This is a genomic window from Streptomyces sp. BK79, assembly GCF_044142145.1.
Lineage (GTDB): Bacteria > Actinomycetota > Actinomycetes > Streptomycetales > Streptomycetaceae > Streptomyces.
In genome coordinates, this window is the sequence record NZ_JBHVOC010000007.1 from 159,921 (window position 1) to 182,298 (window position 22,378).

A 22,378-nucleotide genomic window follows, 5' to 3' on the forward strand; every position below is an offset into this window, starting at 1 on the left:
ACTCATGGCCGCGTCTCGCCGATCACCCGTACAGCGCGTTCGATCTGCTCCCCGGAGAGGTCCGCACGAGCGGTCAGCCTGAGCCGTGAGATGCCGTCGGGCACGGACGGAGGGCGGAAGCAGCCCACGGACAGGCCGGCCGCACGGCAGTCGGCCGCCCACCGTACGGCCCCCTCCGGGGAGGGCGCGCGCACCGAGACGACGGCGGCGTCCGGACGTACCGCCGAAAGCCCCAGACCGGTCAGGCGGGCGTGCAGTTCGGCCGCCACCGCGCGGGCCCGCGCCGCCCGCCCGGGCTCGCGGCGCAGCAGGGTGAGCGCCGCCAGCGCCGCGCCCGCCGCCGCGGGGGCGAGGCCGGTGTCGAAGATGAACGTCCGGGCCGCGTTGACCAGGTGGTCGATCACCCGGGCGGGACCGAGCACGGCGCCGCCCTGACTGCCGAGCGACTTGGACAGCGTCACCGTCACCACGACGTCGTCGGCGCCCGCGAGCGCCGCCGCGTGCGCGGCACCCCGGCCGCCCTCGCCGAGCACACCGAGGCCGTGGGCGTCGTCGACGACCAGCCCGGCACCGTGCTCCCGGCACGCCTCGGCGAGCGCGGGCAGCGGCGCGGCGTCGCCGTCCACCGAGAAGACCGTGTCGGAGACCGCCACGGCGGGCCCCTCGTGCGTCGCCAGCGCCTTGCGGACGGCGTCCGGGTCGGCGTGCGCCACGACCTGCGTCGTCCCGCGCGCGAGCCGGCAGCCGTCGATGAGCGAGGCGTGGTTGCCCGCGTCGGAGACGACGAGGGAGCCGTGCGGCGCCAGCGCGGTGACCGCGGCGAGGTTGGCCGCGTAGCCGGAGGAGAAGACGAGCGCGGCCTCGAAGCCGCAGAAGTCGGCCAGTCGCCGTTCGAGCTCGGCGTGCAGTTCGGTCGTTCCGGTCACGAGCCGGGAGCCGGTCGCGCCGCCGCCCCAGGTCCGCGCGGCCCGCGCCGCGCCCTCGGTGACCTCCGGGTGGCGGGCCAGCCCGAGGTAGTCGTTGCTCGCCAGGTCCAGCTGCGGCGAGTCGGCCGGCCGGGGGCGCAGCGTCCGTACGAGTCCGGCCCGGCGGCGCGCGTCCGCCTGCTCGTCGATCCAGCCGAACGCCATGGGTCGGTCCTCCGGAGTTTTGTAGGCAGTGGACAGACATTAGCGGCACGACGGCCCCCGCGAGGTGTGGCGATACCCACACGGCGATCTGTCAGTGTTGTGCGAAGTCTCCTTGGCCCCGGGCGGCCCCTTAGGACAGGATCGGCTCTCATGGACCTGCTGAACACGCTGGTGGACAAAGGGCTTCGGCGCGAGTCGCCGACCCGCGAGGAGGCCCTTGCCGTCCTCGCCACTTCCGACGACGACCTGCTCGATGTGGTGGCCGCGGCGGGCAAGGTACGCCGCCACTGGTTCGGCCGACGGGTGAAGCTCAACTACCTCGTCAACCTGAAGTCGGGCCTGTGCCCCGAGGACTGCTCCTACTGCTCGCAGCGGCTCGGCTCCAAGGCCGAGATCCTCAAGTACACCTGGCTCAAGCCCGACCAGGCGTCCCGGGCCGCCGCCGCGGGCGTGGCCGGGGGCGCCAAGCGGGTGTGCCTGGTGGCCAGCGGGCGCGGCCCGACCGACCGGGACGTGGACCGGGTGTCGGACACCATCAAGGCCATCAAGGAGCAGAACGAGGCGGTCGAGGTCTGCGCCTGCCTGGGCCTGCTCTCCGACGGCCAGGCGGAGCGGCTGCGCGAGGCGGGCGCCGACGCGTACAACCACAACCTCAACACGTCCGAGGCGACGTACGGCGACATCACGACCACGCACACGTACGCCGACCGGGTGGACACGGTGCGCAAGGCGCACGCGGCCGGGCTGTCCGCCTGCTCCGGGCTGATCGCGGGCATGGGCGAGAGCGACGAGGACCTGGTCGACGTGGTCTTCTCGCTGCGCGCGCTGGACCCGGACTCGGTGCCGGTCAACTTCCTGATCCCGATGGAGGGCACGCCGCTGGCCAAGGAGTGGCACCTCACCCCGCAGCGGTGCCTGCGCATCCTGGCGATGACGCGGTTCGTCTGTCCGGACGTCGAGGTGCGCATCGCGGGCGGGCGCGAGGTGCATCTGCGCACGATGCAGCCGCTGGCCCTGCACCTGGCCAACTCCGTCTTCCTCGGCGACTACCTCACCAGCGAGGGGCAGGCCGGGCGGGCCGACCTGGAGATGATCGCGGACGCCGGTTTCGAGGTGGAGGGCGCCGGCGAGGTGACCCTGCCGGAGCACCGGGCGGCCGGGCGGGGCGGGTGCGGGTCGCACGACGGGGGCTCGTGCGGGTCGCACGGAGACGGCGGTGCCTGCGGGGCGCACGCCGAGGGCGGGGGCTGCGGGTCGCACGCCGGGGGCGGTGTGTGCGGTTCCGTCCCGGCCGAGGCCGGCCGCGGGAGCGCCGCGCCCGCCGAACCGGCGGTGGCCGGCGATGCCCGTACGGACCTGGTGGCCGTACGCCGCCGTGGTGCCGGAACGGACCTCGCGCCCAATGCCTGAGCCCGCCCTGACCGTGGACGAGCTGCTGGCGCTCGACCGGCGGCACGTCTGGCATCCGTACGGCCCCCTGCCCGGACGGCAGGACCCGCTCGTCGTGGAGTCGGCGAGCGGGGTGCGGCTGCGGCCGGCCGACGGCTCCGGGGAACTGGTCGACGGCATGTCGTCCTGGTGGTCGGCGATCCACGGCTACAACCACCCGGTGCTGAACGAGGCCGCGCGCGACCAGCTGGAGCGGATGAGCCACGTGATGTTCGGCGGGCTCACCCACGAGCCCGCCGTGCGGCTGGCGAAGCTCCTTGTCGACATGTCGCCCGACGGGCTGGAGCACGTCTTCCTCGCCGACTCCGGGTCGGTGTCGGTCGAGGTCGCGGTCAAGATGTGCCTGCAGTACTGGCGTTCCCTCGGCCGCCCCGGGAAGCGGCGCCTGCTGACCTGGCGCGGCGGCTACCACGGCGACACCTGGCAGCCCATGTCGGTGTGCGACCCCGAGGGCGGGATGCACGAGCTGTGGCAGGGCGTCCTGCCGCGCCAGGTCTTCGCGGACGCGCCGCCGGCGGAGTACGAGGAGGCGTACGCGGACCATCTGCGGTCGCTGATCGAGCGGCACGCCGACGAGCTGGCCGCGGTGATCGTCGAGCCGGTGGTGCAGGGCGCGGGCGGGATGCGGTTCCACTCCCCCGCGTATCTGCGGGTGCTGCGCGAGGCGTGCGACGCGCACGGCGTGCTGCTGGTGTTCGACGAGATCGCGACCGGGTTCGGGCGTACGGGCGCGCTGTTCGCGGCGGAGCACGCGGCGGTGACGCCGGACGTGATGTGCGTGGGCAAGGCGCTGACCGGCGGATACCTGACGATGGCGGCCACCCTGTGCACCCCGGAGGTGGCCGAGGGCATCGCGCGGGGCGAGGTGCCGGTGCTGGCCCACGGACCGACGTTCATGGGCAATCCGCTGGCGGCGGCCGTGGCCTGCGCGTCGATCCGACTGCTGCTCGGGCAGGACTGGCTCGCGGAGGTCAAGCGCGTCGAGACGGGTCTGCGCGAAGGGCTCGCGCCCGCCGCCGAGCTGCCGGGCGTGCGGGACGTGCGGGTGCTCGGCGCGATCGGCGTGGTGCAGCTGGACCACGCGGTGGACATGAGGGCGGCGACACGGGCGGCGGTGCGCGAGGGCGTGTGGCTGCGGCCGTTCCGCGACCTGATCTACACCATGCCGCCGTACGTGACGGGCGACGCGGACGTGGCGCGCATCGCCCGCGCGGTGTGCGCGGCGGCCAGGGAGGGATGACATGCCGGTACTGGTGATCACGGGCACGGGGACGGAGATCGGCAAGACGGTCGTGACGGCCGCCCTCGCCGCGACGGCCCTGGCGGGCGGCCGGTCGGTGGCCGTGCTGAAGGCCGCGCAGACCGGCGTACGGCCGGACGAGCCCGGGGACGCCCAGGAGGTGGCGCGCCTCGCGGGCGCGGTGACGGCGGCCGAGGTCGCCCGGTATCCGGAGCCGTTGGCACCGGGGACGGCCGCGCGCCGGGCCGGGCGGGCGCCGGTGCGTCCGCGAGAGGTGGCGGAGGCGGCGGACAAGCTGGCCACCGAGCACGACCTGGTGCTGGTCGAGGGCGCGGGCGGGCTGCTCGTGCGCTTCGACGCGGCCGGCGGGACGCTGGCGGACGTCGCCGCGCTCCTGGGGGCGCCGGTGCTGCTGGTGGCGTCGGCGGGGCTGGGCACGCTGAACACCACGGAGCTGACGGCGCGTGAACTGCGCTTCCGAGGGCTGGAGCTGCCGGGCGTGGTGATCGGCAGCTGGCCCTCCGCCCCCGATCTCGCCTCCCGCTGCAACCTGGCGGACCTCCCCGACGTGGCCGGCGCGCCCCTCCTGGGCGCCGTCCCGGCCGGCGCGGCGTCCCTGCCTCCCGCCGCCTTCCGCTCGGCGGCCCCGCACTGGCTGGCGCCCCGACTGGAGGGCACGTGGGACGCGGACGCGTTCCGCGCCCGGGAGGCGCCCTGACCCTGGGGAGGTGGGGGCAGGGCCGGGCGGGGGCCAGGCCGAGGGCCGGACCGAGGGTCGGGGGTGTCCGGGATCTTGGGGCGTCCCTCACCGCTGGGTGCGCGTGCACCGGGCTGTGCCCTCCGGGGGGACCCGGAAGGTGCCGTCCGCGCGGGGAAACGGTCGGCCGCGCGGTGGGTGCGCGGGGCTGGTACGGGGGAGAATCGCGGTGAGGCACCACCTCGTGAGGGAGGTCCCATGCCGCTGCGATCCGCCCGCTCCCGCGGGGTGCCGCGGGACGCCGTGCACCATCCGCTGTTCGCCCGCTGCTACGCCCGGTTCAGTGTGAGCGCCGAGACCCGGATGGGCATGGGGCGCGTACGCGAGCGGCTGCTCGCCGGGCTGTCCGGCCGGGTCATCGAGGTCGGCGCGGGCAACGGCCTGAACTTCTCCCACTACCCGGGCACCGTCTCCGAGGTCGTCGCCATCGAACCGGAACGCGTGCTGCGGCAGTTGGCCGTGGAGGCGGCGCTGCGCGCCGAGGTCCCGGTCGACGTGGCGCCCGGCGCGGCGGAGGCGCTGCCGGTCAAGAGCGAGGCCTTCGACGCGGCCGTGGTCTCCCTGGTGCTGTGCAGCGTCCGCGACGTGCCGCGGGCGCTCGGGGAGCTGAGGCGGGTGCTGCGGCCCGGCGGCCAGGTGCGGTTCTTCGAGCACGGCCGGGGCGGCGGCCGGGTGATGACCTTCACCCAGCGCGCGCTGGACCGGACGCTGTGGCCGCCGCTGTCCGGCGGCTGCCACCTGTCCCGCGAGCCGGTCGCGGCGCTGCGGGACGCCGGGTTCGCGCTCGGCCCCTACCGGCGGGTGATGATGCCGGAGAACGGGCCGGCGCTGCCGAGTTCGTACTGCGTGCTCGGCACGGCGTGGCGCGACACCGAGCCCGGAGTCGGGGGCGGGGCCGGGACCGCGACCGGGGCCTAGGGGGCTGCCGGGGCGCCGTCACACGCCCCAGCGGCGCAGCTCGTCCGCGATCTCGTCGACCGAGGCCGCACCGCGCTTGACCAGCAGCGCCAGGTCCCGCACCCGCTCGGGCGTGGTGGTCACCCGGACTCCGCTGGCGACCAGGTAGGCGTAGGCGACCGCGGAGGCGAACAGCGCGTTGGAGCGCTCCAGCGCGGGGACGTGGATCAGGATCTGGAGCAGCGCGGCGGCGCGCGCGTGCGGGCCCTCGTAGACGGGGGTGTCGAATATCTCGGCGCTGTGGCGGGCGACGGCCGCGACGAGCGCTCCCCAGTCGGTGACCTGCGGGTCACCCGGGGTGCGCTGTTCGGCGAGCATCAGCAGCCAGGCGAGATCGATGCTGAGGTCTTTCATCCGGGACGTGCGCGAAGGCTCAGCCGCGGCCCTCGCCGACCTCCTCCGCGAACACCTTCTCGTACTGCCGCATGAAGTCCGCGGCGGCGTCCACGAAGGTACGGCCCACCTCGCCGGTGTCCTGCCGGACCAGTTCCTCGATGTAGCGGTTGACGCTCATCCCCCGGGCCAGCGCGCGCTCGCGGGCCGCCTGGGCGGTGCCCTCGTCCACCCGCACGTTCAGCTGGGCCTTCCGGGTCTTCGCCATACCTCGAAGCTAGCGCCGGAACGCTAGCAGTGGCAAGGCGACGAGGGCGGCCCGCGAAGCTCCCGGGGCGCCTGGGAAGCGCGGCGGCCGGCGTCGCGCCGCGCTTGCGGGAAAGTGGGGGCGGCCGTCGCCCAGGGGTGGTTGACTCGGCACCCTGGAGCCCCGCCGTCCCTGGTCCCTGAGGAGCGCCCATGCCGCGGCCGTACCGCTTCGGTGTCAACCTGACGACCCTCGCCCCGGCCGAGGAGTGGAGCGCCAAGTGCCGGCGCGCCGAGGAACTGGGCTACGACGTGATCCTGGTCCCGGACCACCTCGGCATGCCGGCGCCCTTCCCGGCGCTCGTCGCCGCGGCCCGGGCCACCTCCCGGCCCCGGCTGGGCACCTTCGTGCTCAACGCCGGCTTCTGGAACCCCGCCCTGCTGGCCCGGGAGGTGGCGACCACGGACGCCCTCACGGGCGGGCGCCTGGAGCTGGGCCTCGGCACCGGCTACCTGCCGGCGGAGCACGAGGCGGCGGGGCTGCCGTTCCGCTCGCCGGGCGAACGGGTGGACCACCTGCGGCGCACCGTCGAGGAGCTGGAGCGGCTGCTCGGCGACGAGGAGCACCTGCCGCGGCCGGCGCAACGGCCCAGAGTGCCGCTGCTGATCGGCGCCAACGGCGACCGGATGCTGGAGCTGACGGCCCGGCACGCCGACATCGCCGCGTTCACGGGCGGACGTACGGTGCCGGGCAGCACGACCGGGCAGCCGGTCCCCCTCACGGCCGAGGAGCTCGACGGTCGCGTGGCCCGGTACCGGGAGCTGGCGGCGGGCCGCGCGGAACCCGCGGAGCTGAACCTGCTCCTGCAGATGGTCGCCGTGACCGAGGACCCCGAAGCCGCCGTCCGCCCCCTGTTGGAGTACGTGCCGCACCTGAGCGTCGAAGAGGTGCTGGAGCTGCCTCTCTTCCTGGCCGGGCCCCTGGAGCGGATCACCGCGCGGCTACGGGCGCAGCGCGAGCGGTACGGGTTCACCTATCTGACGGTGCTGGAGCCGTACATGGAGGCCTTCGCCCCGGTGATGCGGGCGCTGCGCGACGACTGACGGTCCGCATGCCGGAACAGCCGCCTGACCGACCGCCGCACGTGGTGGGATCGCGGCATGACCGACCTGAACATACGGGCCGCCGGGCCCGAGGACCTCGACGCCGTGCTGGCCTTCTGGAAGACGGCCGCCGAGGGCACGAGCATCAGCGACGACCGGGGCGGCGTGGAGCGCCTGGTGGCGCGCGATCCCGAAGTGCTGATCCTGGCCGAGCGCGCCGGGGAGCTGGTGGGCACGGTGATCGCGGGCTTCGACGGCTGGCGCTGCCATCTGTACCGGCTGGCGGTGCACCCCGACCACCGGCGCCGGGGCATCGGCTCGGCCCTGCTGACGGCCGCGGAGGAACGGTTCGTACGGCTCGGCGGGCGACGCGGGGACGCGATGGTGCTGGAGCGCAACGAGCGGGCGCAGCATGCGTGGCGGGCCGCCGGGTACGTACGCGAGGAGCAGTGGCGACGCTGGGTCAAGCCACTGACCGGCTGAGGGGCGGTGGGCACCGGCGCATGAGAGAGTCCGCCCCGCTGATCCTCCCGGCGCCCGTCGGCATCGCGCGGAGGCCGGTGTCCGCCGCGGCGCACGACACCGCGCGGACCCCGGCCTCCTGGCCGATCATGGATCCGAGGTGACCCGATGACCGAAGTGCTCCTGCTGCTGGTGGCGATCGCGCTCTCGCTCGCGTGCGGTGCCTTCGTCGCGGCCGAGTTCTCGCTGACCACCGTCGAACGCGGTGAGCTGGAGCGGGCCGCGGCACGGGGCGAGCGGGGGGCGGCGAGCGCCCTGAAGGCCGTACGGAACCTGACCTTCCAGCTCTCCGGGGCACAGCTCGGCATCACGGTCACCAACCTGGTGGTCGGCATGCTCGCCGAGCCGTCGATCGCGGCGCTGATCGCGGGCCCGCTGGAGAGCGTGGGGGTGTCGCGCTCGACGGCCTCCTCGCTGGCGCTGGTGCTGGGCACCGCCCTGTCGACGGTCTTCCTGATGATCGTCGGCGAGCTGGTGCCGAAGAACTGGGCGATCTCCTCGCCGTTGGCCGTCGCGAAGCGGGTGGGTGGTCCGCAGCGGTGGTTCAGCGCGGTCTTCCGCCCGTTCATCACCCACCTGAACAACACCGCCAACCGCATCGTGCGCCGCTTCGGCATGGAGCCCGCCGAGGAGCTGGCGTCCGCGCGCGGCCCGCAGGAGCTGGCGGCGCTCGCCCGGCACTCGGCCAAGGAGGGCGCGCTGGAACCGGACACCGCCGAGCTGTTCGTGCGGACCCTGAACCTCGCCGACCTGACGGCGCAGCACGTGATGACCCCGCGGGTCCAGGTCGTCGCCCTCGACGCCCGGGCGACGTGTGAGGACGTGGCGAACGCGACGCGGGCGACCGGACTGTCCCGGTTCCCCGTCTACCAGGACAGTCTCGACGCCGTCGTCGGAACGGCGCACGTCAAGGACGTCCTGGCGGTGCCCGCCGAGCGGCGGCCCCGGATGCCGGTCGCCGAACTGATGCGCGAACCGCTGCTGGTCCCGGAGTCCCTGACCGTCGACCGGCTCCTGGACCGGCTCTCCGGTCGGCGCACGATGGCCGTCGTGATCGACGAGTACGGCGGCACTGCGGGCGTGGCCACCCTGGAGGACATCGTCGAGGAGGTCGTCGGCGAGGTGCGGGACGAGCACGACCCGCACGAGACGCCCGAACTGGACCCGGCCGGCACCGACGAGCAGGGCCACGCGCTGTACCGGGCCGACGGCGCGGCGCGCGTGGACCGGCTCGCGCGCGTGGGGCTGCGGGTGCCCGAAGGGCCGTACGAGACGGTCGCCGGGCTGGTCGCGGCCGGGCTGGGACGCATTCCGGTCGTCGGTGACCGTCTGGACGTCGCCGGCTGGCGGCTGGACGTGGTGGACGCCACGGGGCGCAGGGCGGCCGGGGTGCTGCTGCGCGCGCCGCTCGACGACGCGGGCTCCCACGGCTTCAAAGGCTCCGGCGCGGGCGGCCCGGGGGACGACGGCCGCGACGGCGACGGCGACGGCGACAGGGGGGACGGCCGGTGACCGCCGTACAGCTGCTGATCGGTCTGGCGACGCTGGTGGTGAACGCGTTCTTCGTCGGCGCCGAGTTCGCGCTGATCTCCGTGCGCCGCAGTCAGGTGGAACAGCACGTGGAGGCCGGGGCGGCGGGCGCGGACGGCGACCGGCGGGCCAGGAGCGTGCTGTGGGGCCTGGAGCACGTGTCGGCGCTGATGGCGGCGGCCCAGCTCGGCATCACGTTGTGCACGCTGGTCCTCGGTGTGGTCGCGGAACCGGCGATCGCCCATCTGCTGGAGCCGGTGTTCCACGCGATGGGCGTGCCGTCCGGCGCGGGACACGCGGTGTCCTTCGTGATCGCGCTGGCGCTGGCCACGTACCTGCACATGCTGCTGGGCGAGATGGTCCCCAAGAACATCGCGCTGGCCGAGCCGGTGCGCAGCGCGCTGCTGCTCGGGCCGCCGCTGGTGGCACTGTCCCGGGCACTGCGTCCGGTGATCTTCACGGTCAACGCCTTCGCCAACGTGCTGCTCAAGCTGCTCAGGGTGGAGGCCAAGGACGAGGTCTCGGCGACCTTCACGGACGCGGAGCTGGCGGAGATCGTCAAGGACGCCAGCGAGGCGGGGCTGATCGACGACCGGGCCCAGGAGCGGCTGCACGACGCCCTGGAGCTGGGCCGGCGGCCGGTGCGGGACGTGGTGCTGCCGCTGGAACGCGTCGTGCACGCGCGCGTGGGCATCACCCCGGAGCAGTTGGAGCGGCTGTCGGCCCGGTCCGGGTTCTCCCGCTTCCCGGTGGTGGACGACGGGCGGCGGATCGTCGGCTACCTGCATGTGAAGGACGCCCTGGACGCCTCCCCGCGGGAGCTGCCGTTCCGGCTGGACGACATGCGGCCCATCGCGCGGGTGCGGGAGAGCACCCCGCTGGACGACGTGCTCACCGCGATGCGGCGCAGCCGTACGCACGTGGCGGCGGTGCTCGGGTCCGACGGGCGGCTGGCGGGGCTGGTGACGATGGAGGACGTGCTGCGGGAGCTGTTCGGCCGGCGGCCCTGAGCCCCGCCGGCCGAACGTCCGAGGGTGACCGACCGGCGGGTATGTGCAGGGGCTACCATTTCTGTCGCCATGCACACGCATCCCACCCACACCAGTCTCGTCGCCGTCGGCGACTCCTTCACCGAGGGCATGTCGGACCTGTTGCCCGACGGCTCCTACCGGGGCTGGGCCGACCTCCTGGCCACCCGGATGGCGGCCCGCTCCCCCGGCTTCCGGTACGCGAACCTCGCGGTGCGCGGCAAGCTGATCGGACAGATCGTCGACGAGCAGGTCGACGTGGCCGCGGCCATGGGTGCCGATGTGATCACCCTGGTCGGCGGGCTCAACGACACGCTGCGCCCCAAGTGCGACATGGCCCGGGTGCGGGACCTGCTGACGCAGGCCGTGGAGCGGCTCGCCCCCAGCTGCGAGCAGCTGGTGCTGATGCGCAGCCCGGGCCGGCAGGGTCCGGTGCTGGACAAGTTCCGGCCCCGCATGGAGGCCCTCTTCGCCATCATCGACGATCTGTCCAGGCAGCACGGCGCGGTGGTCGTCGACCTGTACGGGGCCCAGTCGCTGGCCGACCCGCGGCTGTGGGACGTGGACCGACTGCACCTGACCGCGGAGGGGCACCGCCGGGTCGCGGAGGCCGTGTGGCAGGCGCTCGGCTACGAGCCCGAGGACCCCGACTGGCACGCGCCGGTCCCGGCGACGCCGCCGCCCGGCTGGGTCGCGCGCCGGACCGCGGACGTGCGGTTCGCCCGGCAGCACCTGCTGCCCTGGATCGGCCGCAGGCTGACGGGCCGGTCGTCCGGCGACGGCCTGCCGCCCAAGCGCCCGGAGCTGCTCCCGTACGAGGATCTGGCCTGATCCCTCTCCGCCGCGCGCGGCATCCCCCTCCGCCGCACGCGGCCCTCGTAGCTTCCGACGAACAACCCCGCGACGCGGACCTGCACGAATCGCCAGTAGAATCCGTACACGTGACTTCCGCTCCCGCCAAGCCCCGCATCCCGAACGTCCTCGCCGGACGCTACGCCTCCGCCGAGCTCGCCACGCTCTGGTCGCCCGAGCAGAAGGTGAGGCTGGAGCGCCGGCTCTGGCTCGCCGTGCTGCGGGCCCAGAAGGACCTGGGCATCGACGTGCCCGACGCCGCGCTCGCCGACTACGAGCGCGTGCTCGACCAGGTCGACCTGGCCTCGATCGCCGAGCGCGAGAAGGTCACGCGGCACGACGTGAAGGCGCGGATCGAGGAGTTCAACGACCTCGCCGGGCACGAGCACGTGCACAAGGGCATGACCTCCCGCGACCTGACGGAGAACGTCGAGCAGCTGCAGATCCGGCTGTCGCTGGAGCTGATCCGGGACCGTTCGGTGGCCGTCCTGGCGCGCCTGGGCAAGCTGGCCGGCGAGTACGCCGAGCTGGTCATGGCCGGCCGCTCGCACAACGTGGCCGCGCAGGCCACGACGCTGGGCAAGCGGTTCGCCACCGCCGCCGACGAGCTGCTCGTCGCGTACGGCCGGGTGGAGGAGCTGCTCGGCCGCTACCCGCTGCGCGGCATCAAGGGCCCGGTCGGCACCGCCCAGGACATGCTGGACCTGCTCGGCGGGGACGCGGGCAAGCTCGCGGAGCTGGAGCGGCGGATCGCCGGGCACCTCGGCTTCTCGCAGGCGTTCACCTCGGTCGGCCAGGTCTACCCGCGCTCGCTGGACTACGAGGTCGTCACGGCGCTGGTGCAGCTGGCGGCGGCGCCGTCGTCGCTGGCGAAGACGATCCGGCTGATGGCCGGGCACGAGCTGGTCACCGAGGGCTTCAAGCCCGGCCAGGTCGGCTCCTCGGCGATGCCGCACAAGATGAACACCCGCTCCTGCGAGCGCGTCAACGGCCTGATGGTGATCCTGCGCGGCTACGCCTCGATGACCGGCGAGCTGGCGGGCGACCAGTGGAACGAGGGCGACGTCTCCTGCTCGGTGGTGCGCCGGGTGGCCCTGCCCGACGCGTTCTTCGCGCTCGACGGGCTGCTGGAGACGTTCCTGACGGTGCTCGACGAGTTCGGTGCCTTCCCCGCCGTCGTCGCCCGGGAGCTGGACCGCTACCTGCCGTTCCTCGCGACCACCAAGGTCCTGATGGGCGCGGTGCGGGCGGGCGTGGGCCGCGAGGTCGCGCACGAGGCGATCAAGGAGAACGCGGTCGCCTCCGCGCTGGCGATGCGCGAGCAGGGCGCCGAGCGCAACGAACTGCTCGACAAGCTGGCCGCCGACGCGCGCATCCCGCTGGACCGGGCCGCGCTGGACGCGCTGATGGCCGACAAGCTGTCCTTCACCGGTGCCGCGGCCGACCAGGTCGGCGCCGTCGTCGGCCGGATCGAGGAGATCGTCAAGCAGCACCCGGCGGCCGCGGGCTACACCCCGGGAGCGATCCTCTGACGCGCTTCACCCGCGCCGAGCTGGAGGCCGCCCGCGACCGTCTCGTGCCGGACGTCGTCGCGGACGGTCTCCGCGTGCTGTTCTGCGGCATCAACCCGGGCCTGATGACGGCGGTGACGGGCCACCACTTCGCCCGCCCCGGCAACCGCTTCTGGCCGGTGCTGCACCTGTCCGGGTTCACGCCGAGGCTGCTGAAACCGTCGGAACAGGATGAGCTGCCGTCGTACGGGCTCGGCATCACGAACGTGGTGGCGCGGGCCAGCGCGCGGGCGGACGAGCTGACCGCCGAGGAGTACCGGGAGGGCGGCCGGCTGCTGGCGCTGAAGGTGGCGCGGCTGCGGCCCCGTTGGCTGGCCGTGGTCGGGGTCACCGCGTACCGGGCGGCCTTCGACGACCGGAAGGCCCAGGTGGGTCCCCAGGAGCGGACGATCGGGGACACGCGCGTCTGGGTGCTCCCCAACCCCAGCGGGCTCAACGCCCACTGGACGGCGCAGACCATGGCGGAGGAGTTCGCCCGGCTGCGGGTCGCCGCTCAGGCGGAGGCGGACTAGGTCTAGGCGTGGGCGTGTGCGGCGGTCACGGGGGCGCCTCTCGCGTGACGACGGCCAGCAGCCGCACCTCGTCCTCCTCGTCCCGGTCGGCGACGGCCACCGCGACCCAGCGGCCGGTGCCCGGCGCCTCCCAGAGGTAGGCCACGCGCGCGTGGGCGCTCAGGGCCGCCCACGGTTCGGGTATCTCCTCCCGCTCGGTCCGCAGCAGGACCGTCTGGAGGTTCCAGGGGTCCGTGTCTCCCCAGCGCGGGGCGAGACGCTCATAAAGGGCGTCCCGCTCCTTCTCGTACTGCTCCACCGCGACCGCGCGCTCGCCCCGGTCGCCGTCGCGCGGACCGTGGCTGCTCTCCAGCACCGCCGTGAAGTGACCGGGCCCCGCCGTGCCCCCGTCCGACGAGCCGTGCTCCGCCGGGAAGGGCCGGAAGCACAGCTCGTCGATGAGGGAGAGGTGCCGCGCGATGTCCATGCGTCCAGTAAACCGGCCGCCACTGACAATTGGCGGGGCGTCAGCCGGCCGTCGGCGTCAGGCGTCCCGGCCGCGCAGCCGCCAGGTCCCCGCGAGGACGGCCGCCGCCGCCCACAGCGCGGTCACCGCGAGTCCGGCCCAGGGGCCCAGAGTTCCGTCGTGCGTCTGGTACAGGACGACTTGACCGGCCTTGTCCGGCAGGAAGTCGGTGGCGCCGCCCGCCACGTCCCCGACCACGAAGGAGACGATGAGGAGGAACGGGATCAGGGTCGACAGGGTCGCCACTCCGCTGCGGAACAGGGCGGTCAGGCCGGCCGCGAGCAGGGCCATCAGCGTGAAGTAGAGCGCGCAGCCCACGACGCCGCGCACCTGGTCGCCGACGGTGAGTCCGCTCGCCGCCGGGCCGAGGCCCGCCCGGGCCGCGACGAGCGCGGTGCACGCGGAGACCAGGCCCACGGCCAGTGTGGGTACGGCGACGACCACGAGCTTCGCGGCGAACCACCGTCCGCGGCGCGGCACGGCGGCCAGGGACAGCCGGATCCCGCCCCCGTGGTACTCGGAGGAGACGACGGTGGTCCCGAAGGCGACGGCGGCGATCTGGCCGGGCATGACGCCGGACAGGGCCATGAACAGCGGGTCGAAGTCCGGGTCGGAGGTGTCGGAGGCCCCGGCCAGCGCGGAGAAGGCGGTGGTGACCGCGAACACGGCCAGCAGGGCGCCGCACAGGGAGCGCAGGGTGAGGACCTTGAGCGCCTCGGAGCGCAGTACGGGCGTGAGGTGCATGGTCAGGCCTCCTGGGGCTGTGCGGTGAACTCGGTCTCGGCGGCCGTCAGGTCGAGGTATGCCTGTTCCAGCGTCCCCTGGTCGGCGGCGAGTTCGAGGACGGGGACGCCCGCGCCGGACACCGCCCTGCCGATGTCGTCCACGCGCGCGTCCAGCACGGTCCAGGACCCGTCGGCGTGTTCCACGGCCTCATGGCCGTGCCGGGCGAGGACGCCGCGCAGGGCGGCGGCGTCGGACGTGCGGACGCGGACACGGGGCCGCACGCGCGCGTCGATGAACTCGCGCATCGGCGTGTCGGTGAGCAGCCGGCCCCTGCCGAGGACGACCAGGTGGTCGGCGAAGGACGCGGTCTCGTTCATCAGGTGACTGGAGACCAGGACCGTGCGTCCCTCGGCCGCGAGCCGGCGCAGCAGCCCGCGGATCCAGATGATGCCCTCGGGGTCCAGGCCGTTGGAGGGCTCGTCGAGCATCACCACCTCGGGATCGCCCAGCAGCGCGGCGGCGATGCCGAGCCGTTGGCGCATGCCCAGGGAGTACGTCTTCACCCGGCGGCGGGCCACCGGCGCGATGCCCGTCTCCTCCATCACCTCGTCGACCCGGCGTGACGGGATCCGGTTGCTCGCCGCCAGGACGCGCAGGTGGTCCCGGGCGGTGCGCGAGCCGTGGGCGGCGTGCGCGTCGAGCAGGGCGCCGACGTGCCGCAACGGCTCGTCGAGGGCGGCGTAGGGGCGTCCGCCGAGGGTCGCGGTGCCGGAGGAGGGCCGGTCGAGGCCCAGCACCAGCCGCATGGTGGTGGACTTTCCGGCGCCGTTGGGGCCGAGGAAGCCGGTGACGCGACCGGGGCGGACGGTGAAGGTGAGGTCGTCGACGGCTCGTCGGGTGCCGTACTCCTTGGTGAGGTTCTGGACGTCGATGCTGGTCATGGCACCAGCGTGCCGGAGCGTACGGGGGCGGGTCCTCCCCCGCCGGAGGAGATCGTCTCCCCCGGGCGGGGGAGGTGCGCTGTCAGTGGCGGCTGGCAGGATGACGGAATGGTCCGCTTTCTGCGCCCGCTGATTCGGGGGACGACGTACACACGGCTGCTGCACCTGTGGGTGCCCATGCTCGTGGTGAGCGTGTGGGCGCTCATCGACGACCACACGCTGTGGGTGCCCGCGGCGGTGCTGGTCCCGGTCGGCTTCATCCCGGCGGTGCGGACCGGGGAGGGGGTGCAGGCCCGGCTGCTTCTCACGTCCGGCCCCGGGGACTCCGCCTTCTCGGTCGCGCCCTCGGCGACCTGGCGGGACCGGGTGCGCACCGTGGTGTGGCTGGAACTGCGCATGCTGCTGGGGGCGTTGACCACGGGCGTCTGCGTCTGGCTGCCCATTCTCGGCGTCGAACTGGTCCGGCTCGCCCTGGGGTACCGGATCGACGACATACCGGTCCTGCGCGATGCCGCGCCGCACTGGGCGTACGCGCTGCTCGCGCCGCTCCCCCTCCTCGGCCTGTACGGCGGCGTGCTCGGCCTCGGTGCCCTGGCGACGGCGGGCGCCCGTGCGCTCCTCGGCCCCTCCGCCGCCGAGCGCCTCACCGCGCTCGAGGAACGCACCGAGCAGCTCCTGGAGCGCAACCGCATCGCCCGCGAGCTGCACGACTCCATCGGCCACGCGCTGACCGTCGCCGTCGTGCAGGCGGGGGCCGCCCGCACGGCGAACAGCCCCGAGTTCACCGACCGGGCGCTGGCCGCGATCGAGGAGACCGGCAGGGCCGCCCTGGAGGACCTGGAGCGGGTGCTCGGCGTGCTGCGGGAGGCGGAGAAGCCCGTGAGCGCCAGACCGACCCTCGCGGACGCGGACCGGCTGCTGGAGTCCGCCCGCGCCTCCGGGACCAAGGTCGACGCCGAGGTCACGGGGCCGCTGGAGACCCTGCCCGGCCCCGTCTCCCGTGAGGGCTACCGCATCCTCCAGGAGGCGCTGACCAACGTGCTGCGGCACGCGGGCGCGACGCCGGCGCGGGTCCGCGTCGAGGTGGCGGACGGCGCGCTCACGCTGGAGGTACGCAATCCGCTGCCGGACGGGAGAGCCGGTGCCGGTCGCGGCAGCGGGCTGCGCGGCATACGCGAGCGGGCCGCGCTGCTGGGCGGACGGGCGCACACGGGACCCGACGGCGCCGGTGACTGGCAGGTGCGCGTCGAGCTGCCCGCGGGCTGATCTACCCTGACCGGATGCCGGTCAGAGTGCTCCTCGTCGACGACGAACCCCTCGTACGCGCGGGTCTGCGGGCCGTGCTGGAGGCCCAGCCGGACATCGAGGTGGTCGGGGAGGCGGCCGACGGGGCGGCGGTGATCCCGCTGGTGCGGCAGGTGCGGCCGGACGTGGTCGCCATAGACGTCCGGATGCCGCTGCTGGACGGCATCGAGGCCACCCGCGCGCTGCTGCGGACGGTGGCCGACCCGCCGAAGATCCTCGTGGTGACGACCTTCGAGAACGACGAGTACGTGTACGAGGCGCTGCGCGCGGGCGCCGACGGATTCCTGCTGAAGCGGGCCCGGCCGGCCGAGATCGTGCACGCGGTGCGGCTGATCGCGGAGGGCGAGTCCCTGCTGTTCCCCGCCTCCGTGCGGCAGCTCGCCGCCGAGTACGGCGAGGGCGGCGGGAACCGCGCCGCCCGCGACCGGCTGGAGCGGGCGCGGCTGACCGAGCGGGAGGGCGAGGTGCTGCGGCTGATGACCCGCGGGCTGTCGAACGCGGAGATCGCCGCCCGGCTGATCGTCGGCACGGAGACGGTGAAGACGCACGTGAGCGCCGTACTGGCGAAGTTGGGGGCGCGCGACCGCACGCAGGCGGTGATCACGGCGTACGAGTCCGGGTTCGTGGGACCCGGCTGAGACGCCCCGCGGGCCCGGGAAGGGCCCCACCGGCACTCGCCGGGGCGGAGCGGGCCGAGTACGATCCGGCCAACACGCGCACGAGCTGGGAGGACGCACGTTGGCAGGGCTGACCGGCGGGGATCCGTCGCTGCTGCGGAGGATCAACTCCGCCGTGGTGCTGCACGCGTTGCGTTCGACGGACTGCGCGACATTCACCGAGATCACCCGGGTGACGGGGCTGTCCCGGCCGACCGTCGAGGGTGTCGTCGAGGGGCTGATCGTGGCCGGTCTCGTCGTCGAGGCGGCGGCCGACGACAGCACGGCCCGGCGGCAGGGGCGGCCCGCGCGGCGGTTCCGGTTCCGGGCCGAGGCGGGTCATCTGCTGGGCCTGGAGATCGGGCCGCACCGCGTCGCCGCGCTCCTGTCCGACCTGGACGGGCGAGTGATCGGCGCCCAGGCCAAGGACGTCTCCGAGACGGCCTTGGCCGACGAGCGGCTGGAGCGGCTGCGCACGGCGGTCGCCGAGTTGCTGCGCCGGGCCGGGGTGGCGCGCGGGTCGCTGCGCGCCGTGGGGGCGGCCACGCCGGGGATCGTCGAGGCGGACGGCACGGTCCGGCTGAGCACCGCGCTGCCCGAGTGGACGGGGCTGCGGCTGGGCGAGCGGCTGGGCCGTTCCTTCAAGTGCCCGGTGCTGGTCGAGAACGACGCGAACGCGGCGGCGGTCGCCGAGCACTGGAAGGGTTCCGCCACCGAGTCCGACGACGTCGTCTTCGTCCTGGCCGGGCTGAGTCCGGGAGCCGGGGCGCTGATCGGCGGGCGGCTGCACCGGGGGTACGGCGGGGCGGCCGGTGAGATCGGTGCGCTGCACCTGCTGGGCCGGGACGTGACGCCGGAGACGCTGCTGTCCACCACGGACGAGCCGCTGCACCCGCTGGACGAGCAGGCGGTGGCCAAGGTGTTCGCCGAGGCCCGGGACGGCGACCGGCGGGCCCGCGCGGCCGTCGAGCGCTTCATCCAGCGGCTGGTCCACGACGTGGCGGCCCTGGTGCTGGCCCTGGATCCGGAGCTGGTGGTCGTCGGCGGCTGGGCGGCCGGGCTGGACGGTGTGCTGGATCCGTTGCGGCGGGAGCTGGCCCGGTACTGCCTGCGCCCGCCGAGGGTCACCCTGTCGCTGCTCGGCGAGGCGGCCGTGGCGACGGGCGCGCTGCGGCTGGCCCTCGACCACGTGGAGGAGCAGTTGTTCGCCGTGGAGGGCGCGACGGCCCGCCGCTGACCGGCCGGCGGCGGGGCCCGCACGAGCCCGAAGGACCGGTCCGGGGCGGTCGGTCAGGAGGCCCGGGTCTGGGGGCCGTGGTGGATCTCCACGTCGCCGGTGTCCCCGAACGTCAGCCGGCAGGTGTCCGCGCGGTAGGTGGCGACGGACAGCGCGGCGGTGCGGCCCGCGGTGAGGTAACGGGTGGTGACCACGAGGACGGGGGCTCCCGGGAGGCGGTCCAGTTCCCTGGCGTCCTCCGTGCCGGCCGACCCGAGTTCCACGGCGTTCTCCCGCCGCTCCAGCTCACCGCGCTGGAGTTCGCGCAGCACGGTCCGCGCGCGTGCCGCGCCGGACGGCGCGTCGATGGCGGTGAGGTCGGGGACCGAGGACGGCGGGACGTACAGCAGCTCCGCCGCGACGGGCTGGCCGTGCGTCGTGCGGGAGCGGCGGACGGTGTGCACGGGCTCGTCCCGGCCGGTGCCCAGGGCGTCGGCGACGGTCGCGGGCGGGGGCGCCAGCACGCAGCCGGCCGGCTCCCACGCGTCGTCGGCCCCTCCCGGCCAGGCGTGCCGCTCGGTGCCGACGGCGACGCCCACGCGCGGCGGGGCGACGGTCGTACCGACGCCGCGGCGGCGCTGGAGCCTGCCCTCCAGTTCGAGCTGCTCCAGGGCCTGGCGGAGCGTGGCACGGGCGACGCCGAAGCGGGCGGCGAGGTCGCGCTCGTTGGGCAGGATCTCGCCCACCGCGAACTCCGAGTCCAGGGCCTCGCTGAGCACGGTCCTGAGGTGCCAGTACTTCGGTTCCGGCACCGGTTCCAACTGCGTGGTCCCCACCCTGTCCTCCGCAATCGCCGTGGTCCGGCGGCCTTTTGACGCCCTTGTTTATTAAAGGTTGTTGCAGTTCTCTGCGACCATAGGTCGGCCCACCCCCTTGGTCAAGACCAATCCCGCGACAGGACGGCCCGAGCCCTCGTCGCGGGACGAGGGCTCGGGCCGGTCACCAGGGGGAAGGCGGGGCGGGACTAGACGAGGTCCGCCAGGGAGCGCAGCTTGTCGGGGTTGCGGATGACGTACACCGACTGGACGCGCCCGTCGGCCACGTCCAGCTGGAAGACGGAGTCGGGCTTGCCCCCGGACAGCACCAGCAGGGCGGGGCCGGCGTTGAGTTCCAGGAAGCGGAACGAAGCGTCCGGGATGCCCTTCTGGGCGGCGCCCCGCAGGAACCGGGCCACCTTGTCGGAGGTCTCCAGTACCCGCAGCGGGGCCTTGGACTTGCCGCCGCTGTCGCCCACCAGCCGGACGTCCGGGGCGAGCAGCGCCATGAGCCCCTCGAGGTCGCCGCCGGACGCGGCGGCGAGGAAGCGCTCGGTGAGGTCCCGGCGCTGGACGGGGTCGACGTCGTAGCGGGGCCGCCGCTCCTCGACGTGCCTGCGGGCCCGGCCGGCGAGCTGGCGCACCGCCGGCTCACCGCGGTCCAGCATCGCGGCGATCTCGGCGTACGGGTAGCCGAACGCCTCCCTCAGGACGAACACCGCCCGCTCCAGAGGTGAGAGCGATTCGAGGACGACGAGGACGGCGAGGGACACCGAGTCGGCCAGGACGGCCCGCTCGGCGGTGTCCGGCACGGTGTCCCCGAAGTCGGTGACGTACGGCTCGGGCAGCCACGGGCCCACGTACGTCTCGCCCCGCGACTTGATCTGGCGCAGCCGGTCGATGGCGAGGCGGGTGGTGACCCGCACCAGGTAGCCGCGCGGTTCGCGGACGCCGGACCGGTCGGCGCCGGACCAGCGCAGCCACGCCTCCTGGACCACGTCCTCCGCGTCGGCCAGCCGGCCCAGCATGCGGTAGGCGACCCCCAGGAGGACGGGGCGGTGCTCTTCGAAGACGTCGGTCACGGTTTCGGTGGTCACCGCTCCATCCCAGCGGACGCGCCCACCGGTGTCCAGGCGGAATCGCCCAGCCCCGGGGCGCCGGACGGAAGAGCGGCGGCCGGGGGCTACCCGTCGGTAGCTCTTACTGACAGTCTGTCTACGTCATGCCGTCATCGTTCACGCGTTCCTGTGAACGCGTGTTCCCGACAAGGAGCCCCATGTCCGCAACGCTCTCCTTCACGGCCCCCACCGCACACGGTCCGCGGCGGATCACCCTCTCCTACGCGCGCGCGGGCGCCGGCGAACCGCTGCTCCTGCTGCACGGCATAGGCCACCACCGGCAGGCCTGGGACCCGGTGGTCGACATCCTGGCGACGGAGCGCGACGTGATAGCCCTGGACCTGCCCGGGTTCGGACAGTCGTCCGCGCTGCCGGAGGGAATCCCGCACGACCTGCCGAGCACGACCGCCGTACTCGCCGCCTTCTGCGCGGAGCTGGGCATCGACCGCCCGCACGTGGCCGGCAACTCGCTGGGCGGCCTGCTGTCCCTGGAGCTGGGCCGGCAGGGCCTGGTGCGGTCGGTGACGGCGCTGTCCCCGGCCGGCTTCTGGTCACAGGCCGAGCGGCGCTACGCCTTCGGCGTCCTCATGGGCATGCGCCGGACCGCCCGGAGCCTGCCCCTGCCCCTGGTCGAGCGACTGTCCCGTACGGCCGCCGGGCGCACGGCGCTGACCAGTACGATCTACGCCCGTCCCGCCCGCCGCTCCCCCGACGCCGTGGTCGCCGAGACGCTCGCGCTCGCGCACGCCGAGGGGTTCGACGAGACACTGCGGGCTGGCCGGAGCGTGCTGTTCGGCGACGACGTCCCCGGCATCCCCGTCACCTTGGCGTGGGGCGACCGGGACCGGCTGCTGCTGCCCCGGCAGGGAGTGCGCGCCAAGCGCACCCTTCCGCGCGCGCGGCTGGTGCGGCTGCGCGGCTGCGGTCACGTCCCGATGAACGACGACCCGGCGCTGGTCGCCCGCGTCCTGCTGGACGGCAGCCGCGCTCAGTCGGCCAAGGCCTTGAGCACCTCGCTCAGCACGGTCGCGTTGTAGGGCATGCTCACGTGCGGGGTGTGGTCGTCCGGGTCGATGTCCTGGAGGACGATGTTGTGGACGTAGCGGCCCTCCGCCGCCTCCAGCGCGCACGAGGTGTACGGGGTGACGACGTCGTCGTACCGGGTGGCGATGACGGTGTGGCGGACGCCCTCCGTCGTCTCGCCGAGATCGGCCAGTTCACGCTGGAAGGGGTGGTCGTGCTGGAGCTGCGGCCAGGCCGGCACGACCTCCCCGACCGCGCCCTGTTCGAGCAGTTCCACCGCCCCGGGGATCTGGCGGGCGAGGTTCATCAGGCCCTGGGCGGTGACCCCGTGGTTGCTGGGCGCGATGCCGACGAAGTTGTGCACCTTCGGGCCGCCGCCCAGGGCGTTCAGGTAGTAGCGCGGCATCATGCCGCCCTGTGAGAAGCCGACGAGGTCGACCTGCTGGGCGCCGGTGCGGCGCAGCACCTCGTCGACGAACTCGGCGAGCTGGCGGGCCGAGTGCTTGATGTCGCCCAGGCCGAAGATCACGGGGTGGCCGTGGTGGCCGTAGTCGAGCCGGAAGACCCGGTGACCGTGCTGCCGCAGCAGCGGTGCTGCCGTGTTCCAGGTGTAGCCCCGGTTGCCGAAGGTGCCGTGCACGAGCACCACCGGACGCGGGTGCTCCTCGGTGGACGGGGCGTTCCAGTCGTCCTCTCCCGCCTGGACGTCGACGGTGGCGATGACCTGCGCGCCACCGGCCTGGACGACCGCGCCCGCGCGGTGCGGTGCCTCGGTGATGTCCGTGACGACGTCGTCCGAGTTGGCACCGGGGATACGGGGGTTGAGAAAACTCATGGTCTTC

At 74.2% G+C, this 22,378-nt stretch carries 24 protein-coding genes; 15 read left to right on the top strand and 9 right to left on the bottom strand.

Annotated features, from left to right (window positions below):
- Positions 1 to 2: 2 nt before the first annotated feature.
- Positions 3 to 1,130 carry an 8-amino-7-oxononanoate synthase gene (locus ACFIF2_RS10980; protein ID WP_395572366.1) on the bottom strand — a complete coding sequence of 376 codons (1,128 nt, stop codon included), beginning with the start codon at positions 1,128 to 1,130 and terminating at the stop codon, positions 3 to 5.
- A gap of 150 nt (positions 1,131 to 1,280) precedes the next feature.
- Between ACFIF2_RS10980 and bioB the strand changes: the two genes are divergently transcribed.
- The 4 genes from bioB (at position 1,281) to ACFIF2_RS11000 (ending at position 5,494) form a co-directional block, all read left to right on the top strand.
- Complete coding sequence (bioB, locus tag ACFIF2_RS10985; RefSeq protein WP_395572367.1) at positions 1,281 to 2,540, top strand: biotin synthase BioB; 1,260 nt, start codon at positions 1,281 to 1,283, stop codon at positions 2,538 to 2,540.
- On the top strand, positions 2,533 to 3,819 hold the full coding sequence (locus ACFIF2_RS10990; protein ID WP_395572368.1) for an adenosylmethionine--8-amino-7-oxononanoate transaminase: 1,287 nt from the start codon (positions 2,533 to 2,535) through the stop codon (positions 3,817 to 3,819). The genes bioB and ACFIF2_RS10990 overlap by 8 nt, the downstream gene beginning before the upstream one ends.
- Position 3,820: 1 nt before the next feature.
- Positions 3,821 to 4,537: a dethiobiotin synthase gene (gene bioD / locus ACFIF2_RS10995; RefSeq protein ID WP_395572369.1), complete on the top strand. Its 717-nt coding sequence runs from the start codon at positions 3,821 to 3,823 to the stop codon at positions 4,535 to 4,537.
- A 237-nt stretch (positions 4,538 to 4,774) separates the two neighbouring features.
- Positions 4,775 to 5,494, top strand: coding sequence for a class I SAM-dependent methyltransferase (locus ACFIF2_RS11000; protein WP_395572370.1), 720 nt, complete (start codon positions 4,775 to 4,777; stop codon positions 5,492 to 5,494).
- An 18-nt stretch (positions 5,495 to 5,512) separates the two neighbouring features.
- Here the strand turns inward: ACFIF2_RS11000 and ACFIF2_RS11005 are convergent, their stop codons facing one another.
- Positions 5,513 to 5,887: a fic family toxin-antitoxin system, toxin component gene (locus ACFIF2_RS11005; RefSeq protein ID WP_395572371.1), complete on the bottom strand. Its 375-nt coding sequence runs from the start codon at positions 5,885 to 5,887 to the stop codon at positions 5,513 to 5,515.
- A gap of 19 nt (positions 5,888 to 5,906) precedes the next feature.
- Complete coding sequence (locus tag ACFIF2_RS11010) at positions 5,907 to 6,134, bottom strand: toxin-antitoxin system HicB family antitoxin (protein ID WP_395572372.1); 228 nt, start codon at positions 6,132 to 6,134, stop codon at positions 5,907 to 5,909.
- 191 nt (positions 6,135 to 6,325) lie between these two features.
- Between ACFIF2_RS11010 and ACFIF2_RS11015 the strand changes: the two genes are divergently transcribed.
- The 7 genes from ACFIF2_RS11015 (at position 6,326) to mug (ending at position 13,231) form a co-directional block, all read left to right on the top strand.
- On the top strand, positions 6,326 to 7,216 hold the full coding sequence (locus ACFIF2_RS11015) for an LLM class F420-dependent oxidoreductase (RefSeq protein ID WP_395572373.1): 891 nt from the start codon (positions 6,326 to 6,328) through the stop codon (positions 7,214 to 7,216).
- Between the two features lie 57 nt (positions 7,217 to 7,273).
- The gene (locus tag ACFIF2_RS11020; protein WP_395572374.1) at positions 7,274 to 7,699 is read left to right on the top strand and encodes a GNAT family N-acetyltransferase; all 426 of its coding nucleotides are present in this window, start codon (positions 7,274 to 7,276) and stop codon (positions 7,697 to 7,699) included.
- Between the two features lie 147 nt (positions 7,700 to 7,846).
- Positions 7,847 to 9,250 carry a hemolysin family protein gene (locus ACFIF2_RS11025; protein ID WP_395572375.1) on the top strand — a complete coding sequence of 468 codons (1,404 nt, stop codon included), beginning with the start codon at positions 7,847 to 7,849 and terminating at the stop codon, positions 9,248 to 9,250.
- Positions 9,247 to 10,278: a hemolysin family protein gene (locus tag ACFIF2_RS11030; protein WP_395572376.1), complete on the top strand. Its 1,032-nt coding sequence runs from the start codon at positions 9,247 to 9,249 to the stop codon at positions 10,276 to 10,278. Before ACFIF2_RS11025 ends, ACFIF2_RS11030 begins: the two co-directional genes overlap by 4 nt.
- Before the next feature lie 69 nt (positions 10,279 to 10,347).
- The gene (locus tag ACFIF2_RS11035) at positions 10,348 to 11,127 is read left to right on the top strand and encodes an SGNH/GDSL hydrolase family protein (RefSeq protein WP_395572377.1); all 780 of its coding nucleotides are present in this window, start codon (positions 10,348 to 10,350) and stop codon (positions 11,125 to 11,127) included.
- 110 nt (positions 11,128 to 11,237) lie between these two features.
- The gene (gene purB / locus ACFIF2_RS11040; protein ID WP_395572378.1) at positions 11,238 to 12,680 is read left to right on the top strand and encodes an adenylosuccinate lyase; all 1,443 of its coding nucleotides are present in this window, start codon (positions 11,238 to 11,240) and stop codon (positions 12,678 to 12,680) included.
- A gap of 44 nt (positions 12,681 to 12,724) precedes the next feature.
- A complete protein-coding gene (mug, locus tag ACFIF2_RS11045) occupies positions 12,725 to 13,231 on the top strand; it encodes a G/U mismatch-specific DNA glycosylase (protein ID WP_395572379.1) in 507 nt (168 codons plus the stop codon).
- Between the two features lie 25 nt (positions 13,232 to 13,256).
- On the opposite strand, the gene ACFIF2_RS11050 is transcribed toward mug, so the two are convergent.
- From ACFIF2_RS11050 to ACFIF2_RS11060, 3 genes are read right to left on the bottom strand one after another with little or no spacing between them, the layout of a single operon-like run.
- Positions 13,257 to 13,697: a hypothetical protein gene (locus ACFIF2_RS11050; RefSeq protein ID WP_395572380.1), complete on the bottom strand. Its 441-nt coding sequence runs from the start codon at positions 13,695 to 13,697 to the stop codon at positions 13,257 to 13,259.
- A gap of 57 nt (positions 13,698 to 13,754) precedes the next feature.
- Positions 13,755 to 14,480, bottom strand: coding sequence for an ABC transporter permease (locus ACFIF2_RS11055; protein WP_395572381.1), 726 nt, complete (start codon positions 14,478 to 14,480; stop codon positions 13,755 to 13,757).
- Positions 14,481 to 14,482: 2 nt separating this feature from the next.
- Positions 14,483 to 15,403, bottom strand: a complete 921-nt coding sequence (locus ACFIF2_RS11060) for an ABC transporter ATP-binding protein (protein WP_395572382.1) — start codon at positions 15,401 to 15,403, stop codon at positions 14,483 to 14,485.
- A 108-nt stretch (positions 15,404 to 15,511) separates the two neighbouring features.
- On the opposite strand from ACFIF2_RS11060, the gene ACFIF2_RS11065 reads away from it, so the two are divergent.
- From ACFIF2_RS11065 to ACFIF2_RS11075, 3 genes are all read left to right on the top strand, one after another.
- The gene (locus ACFIF2_RS11065) at positions 15,512 to 16,669 is read left to right on the top strand and encodes a sensor histidine kinase (RefSeq protein ID WP_395572383.1); all 1,158 of its coding nucleotides are present in this window, start codon (positions 15,512 to 15,514) and stop codon (positions 16,667 to 16,669) included.
- Positions 16,670 to 16,683: 14 nt separating this feature from the next.
- Complete coding sequence (locus ACFIF2_RS11070; protein WP_395572384.1) at positions 16,684 to 17,346, top strand: response regulator; 663 nt, start codon at positions 16,684 to 16,686, stop codon at positions 17,344 to 17,346.
- Between the two features lie 100 nt (positions 17,347 to 17,446).
- Positions 17,447 to 18,601, top strand: coding sequence for an ROK family protein (locus ACFIF2_RS11075; RefSeq protein ID WP_395572385.1), 1,155 nt, complete (start codon positions 17,447 to 17,449; stop codon positions 18,599 to 18,601).
- Between the two features lie 53 nt (positions 18,602 to 18,654).
- Here ACFIF2_RS11075 and ACFIF2_RS11080 read toward each other — a convergent pair whose 3' ends face one another.
- Positions 18,655 to 19,416, bottom strand: coding sequence for a GntR family transcriptional regulator (locus tag ACFIF2_RS11080; protein ID WP_395572386.1), 762 nt, complete (start codon positions 19,414 to 19,416; stop codon positions 18,655 to 18,657).
- A 188-nt stretch (positions 19,417 to 19,604) separates the two neighbouring features.
- A complete protein-coding gene (locus tag ACFIF2_RS11085; RefSeq protein ID WP_395572387.1) occupies positions 19,605 to 20,492 on the bottom strand; it encodes an RNA polymerase sigma-70 factor in 888 nt (295 codons plus the stop codon).
- A 179-nt stretch (positions 20,493 to 20,671) separates the two neighbouring features.
- Between ACFIF2_RS11085 and ACFIF2_RS11090 the strand changes: the two genes are divergently transcribed.
- Complete coding sequence (locus ACFIF2_RS11090; protein WP_395572388.1) at positions 20,672 to 21,550, top strand: alpha/beta fold hydrolase; 879 nt, start codon at positions 20,672 to 20,674, stop codon at positions 21,548 to 21,550.
- On the opposite strand, the gene ACFIF2_RS11095 is transcribed toward ACFIF2_RS11090, so the two are convergent.
- Positions 21,502 to 22,371: an esterase/lipase family protein gene (locus ACFIF2_RS11095; RefSeq protein WP_395572389.1), complete on the bottom strand. Its 870-nt coding sequence runs from the start codon at positions 22,369 to 22,371 to the stop codon at positions 21,502 to 21,504. The two genes, ACFIF2_RS11090 and ACFIF2_RS11095, sit on opposite strands and share 49 nt — an antisense overlap.
- Between the last annotated feature and the right edge of the window lie 7 nt (positions 22,372 to 22,378).

Excerpts from the sequence above, each read along its gene's own strand:
- ACFIF2_RS11025 (WP_395572375.1), top strand. The coding sequence starts at position 7,847 with ATGACCGAAGTGCTCCTGCTGCTGGTGGCGATCGCGCTCTCGCTCGCG.
- ACFIF2_RS11020 (WP_395572374.1), top strand. The coding sequence starts at position 7,274 with ATGACCGACCTGAACATACGGGCCGCCGGGCCCGAGGACCTCGACGCC.
- ACFIF2_RS11015 (WP_395572373.1), top strand. The coding sequence starts at position 6,326 with ATGCCGCGGCCGTACCGCTTCGGTGTCAACCTGACGACCCTCGCCCCG.
- ACFIF2_RS11070 (WP_395572384.1), top strand. The coding sequence starts at position 16,684 with ATGCCGGTCAGAGTGCTCCTCGTCGACGACGAACCCCTCGTACGCGCG.
- ACFIF2_RS11065 (WP_395572383.1), top strand. The coding sequence starts at position 15,512 with ATGGTCCGCTTTCTGCGCCCGCTGATTCGGGGGACGACGTACACACGG.
- ACFIF2_RS11095 (WP_395572389.1), bottom strand. The coding sequence starts at position 22,371 with ATGAGTTTTCTCAACCCCCGTATCCCCGGTGCCAACTCGGACGACGTC.
- ACFIF2_RS11090 (WP_395572388.1), top strand. The coding sequence starts at position 20,672 with ATGTCCGCAACGCTCTCCTTCACGGCCCCCACCGCACACGGTCCGCGG.
- ACFIF2_RS11005 (WP_395572371.1), bottom strand. The coding sequence starts at position 5,887 with ATGAAAGACCTCAGCATCGATCTCGCCTGGCTGCTGATGCTCGCCGAA.
- ACFIF2_RS11035 (WP_395572377.1), top strand. The coding sequence starts at position 10,348 with ATGCACACGCATCCCACCCACACCAGTCTCGTCGCCGTCGGCGACTCC.
- ACFIF2_RS10980 (WP_395572366.1), bottom strand. The coding sequence starts at position 1,130 with ATGGCGTTCGGCTGGATCGACGAGCAGGCGGACGCGCGCCGCCGGGCC.
- ACFIF2_RS11050 (WP_395572380.1), bottom strand. The coding sequence starts at position 13,697 with ATGGACATCGCGCGGCACCTCTCCCTCATCGACGAGCTGTGCTTCCGG.
- ACFIF2_RS11000 (WP_395572370.1), top strand. The coding sequence starts at position 4,775 with ATGCCGCTGCGATCCGCCCGCTCCCGCGGGGTGCCGCGGGACGCCGTG.
- bioB (WP_395572367.1), top strand. The coding sequence starts at position 1,281 with ATGGACCTGCTGAACACGCTGGTGGACAAAGGGCTTCGGCGCGAGTCG.
- ACFIF2_RS11060 (WP_395572382.1), bottom strand. The coding sequence starts at position 15,403 with ATGACCAGCATCGACGTCCAGAACCTCACCAAGGAGTACGGCACCCGA.
- ACFIF2_RS10990 (WP_395572368.1), top strand. The coding sequence starts at position 2,533 with ATGCCTGAGCCCGCCCTGACCGTGGACGAGCTGCTGGCGCTCGACCGG.
- bioD (WP_395572369.1), top strand. The coding sequence starts at position 3,821 with ATGCCGGTACTGGTGATCACGGGCACGGGGACGGAGATCGGCAAGACG.
- ACFIF2_RS11010 (WP_395572372.1), bottom strand. The coding sequence starts at position 6,134 with ATGGCGAAGACCCGGAAGGCCCAGCTGAACGTGCGGGTGGACGAGGGC.
- ACFIF2_RS11055 (WP_395572381.1), bottom strand. The coding sequence starts at position 14,480 with ATGCACCTCACGCCCGTACTGCGCTCCGAGGCGCTCAAGGTCCTCACC.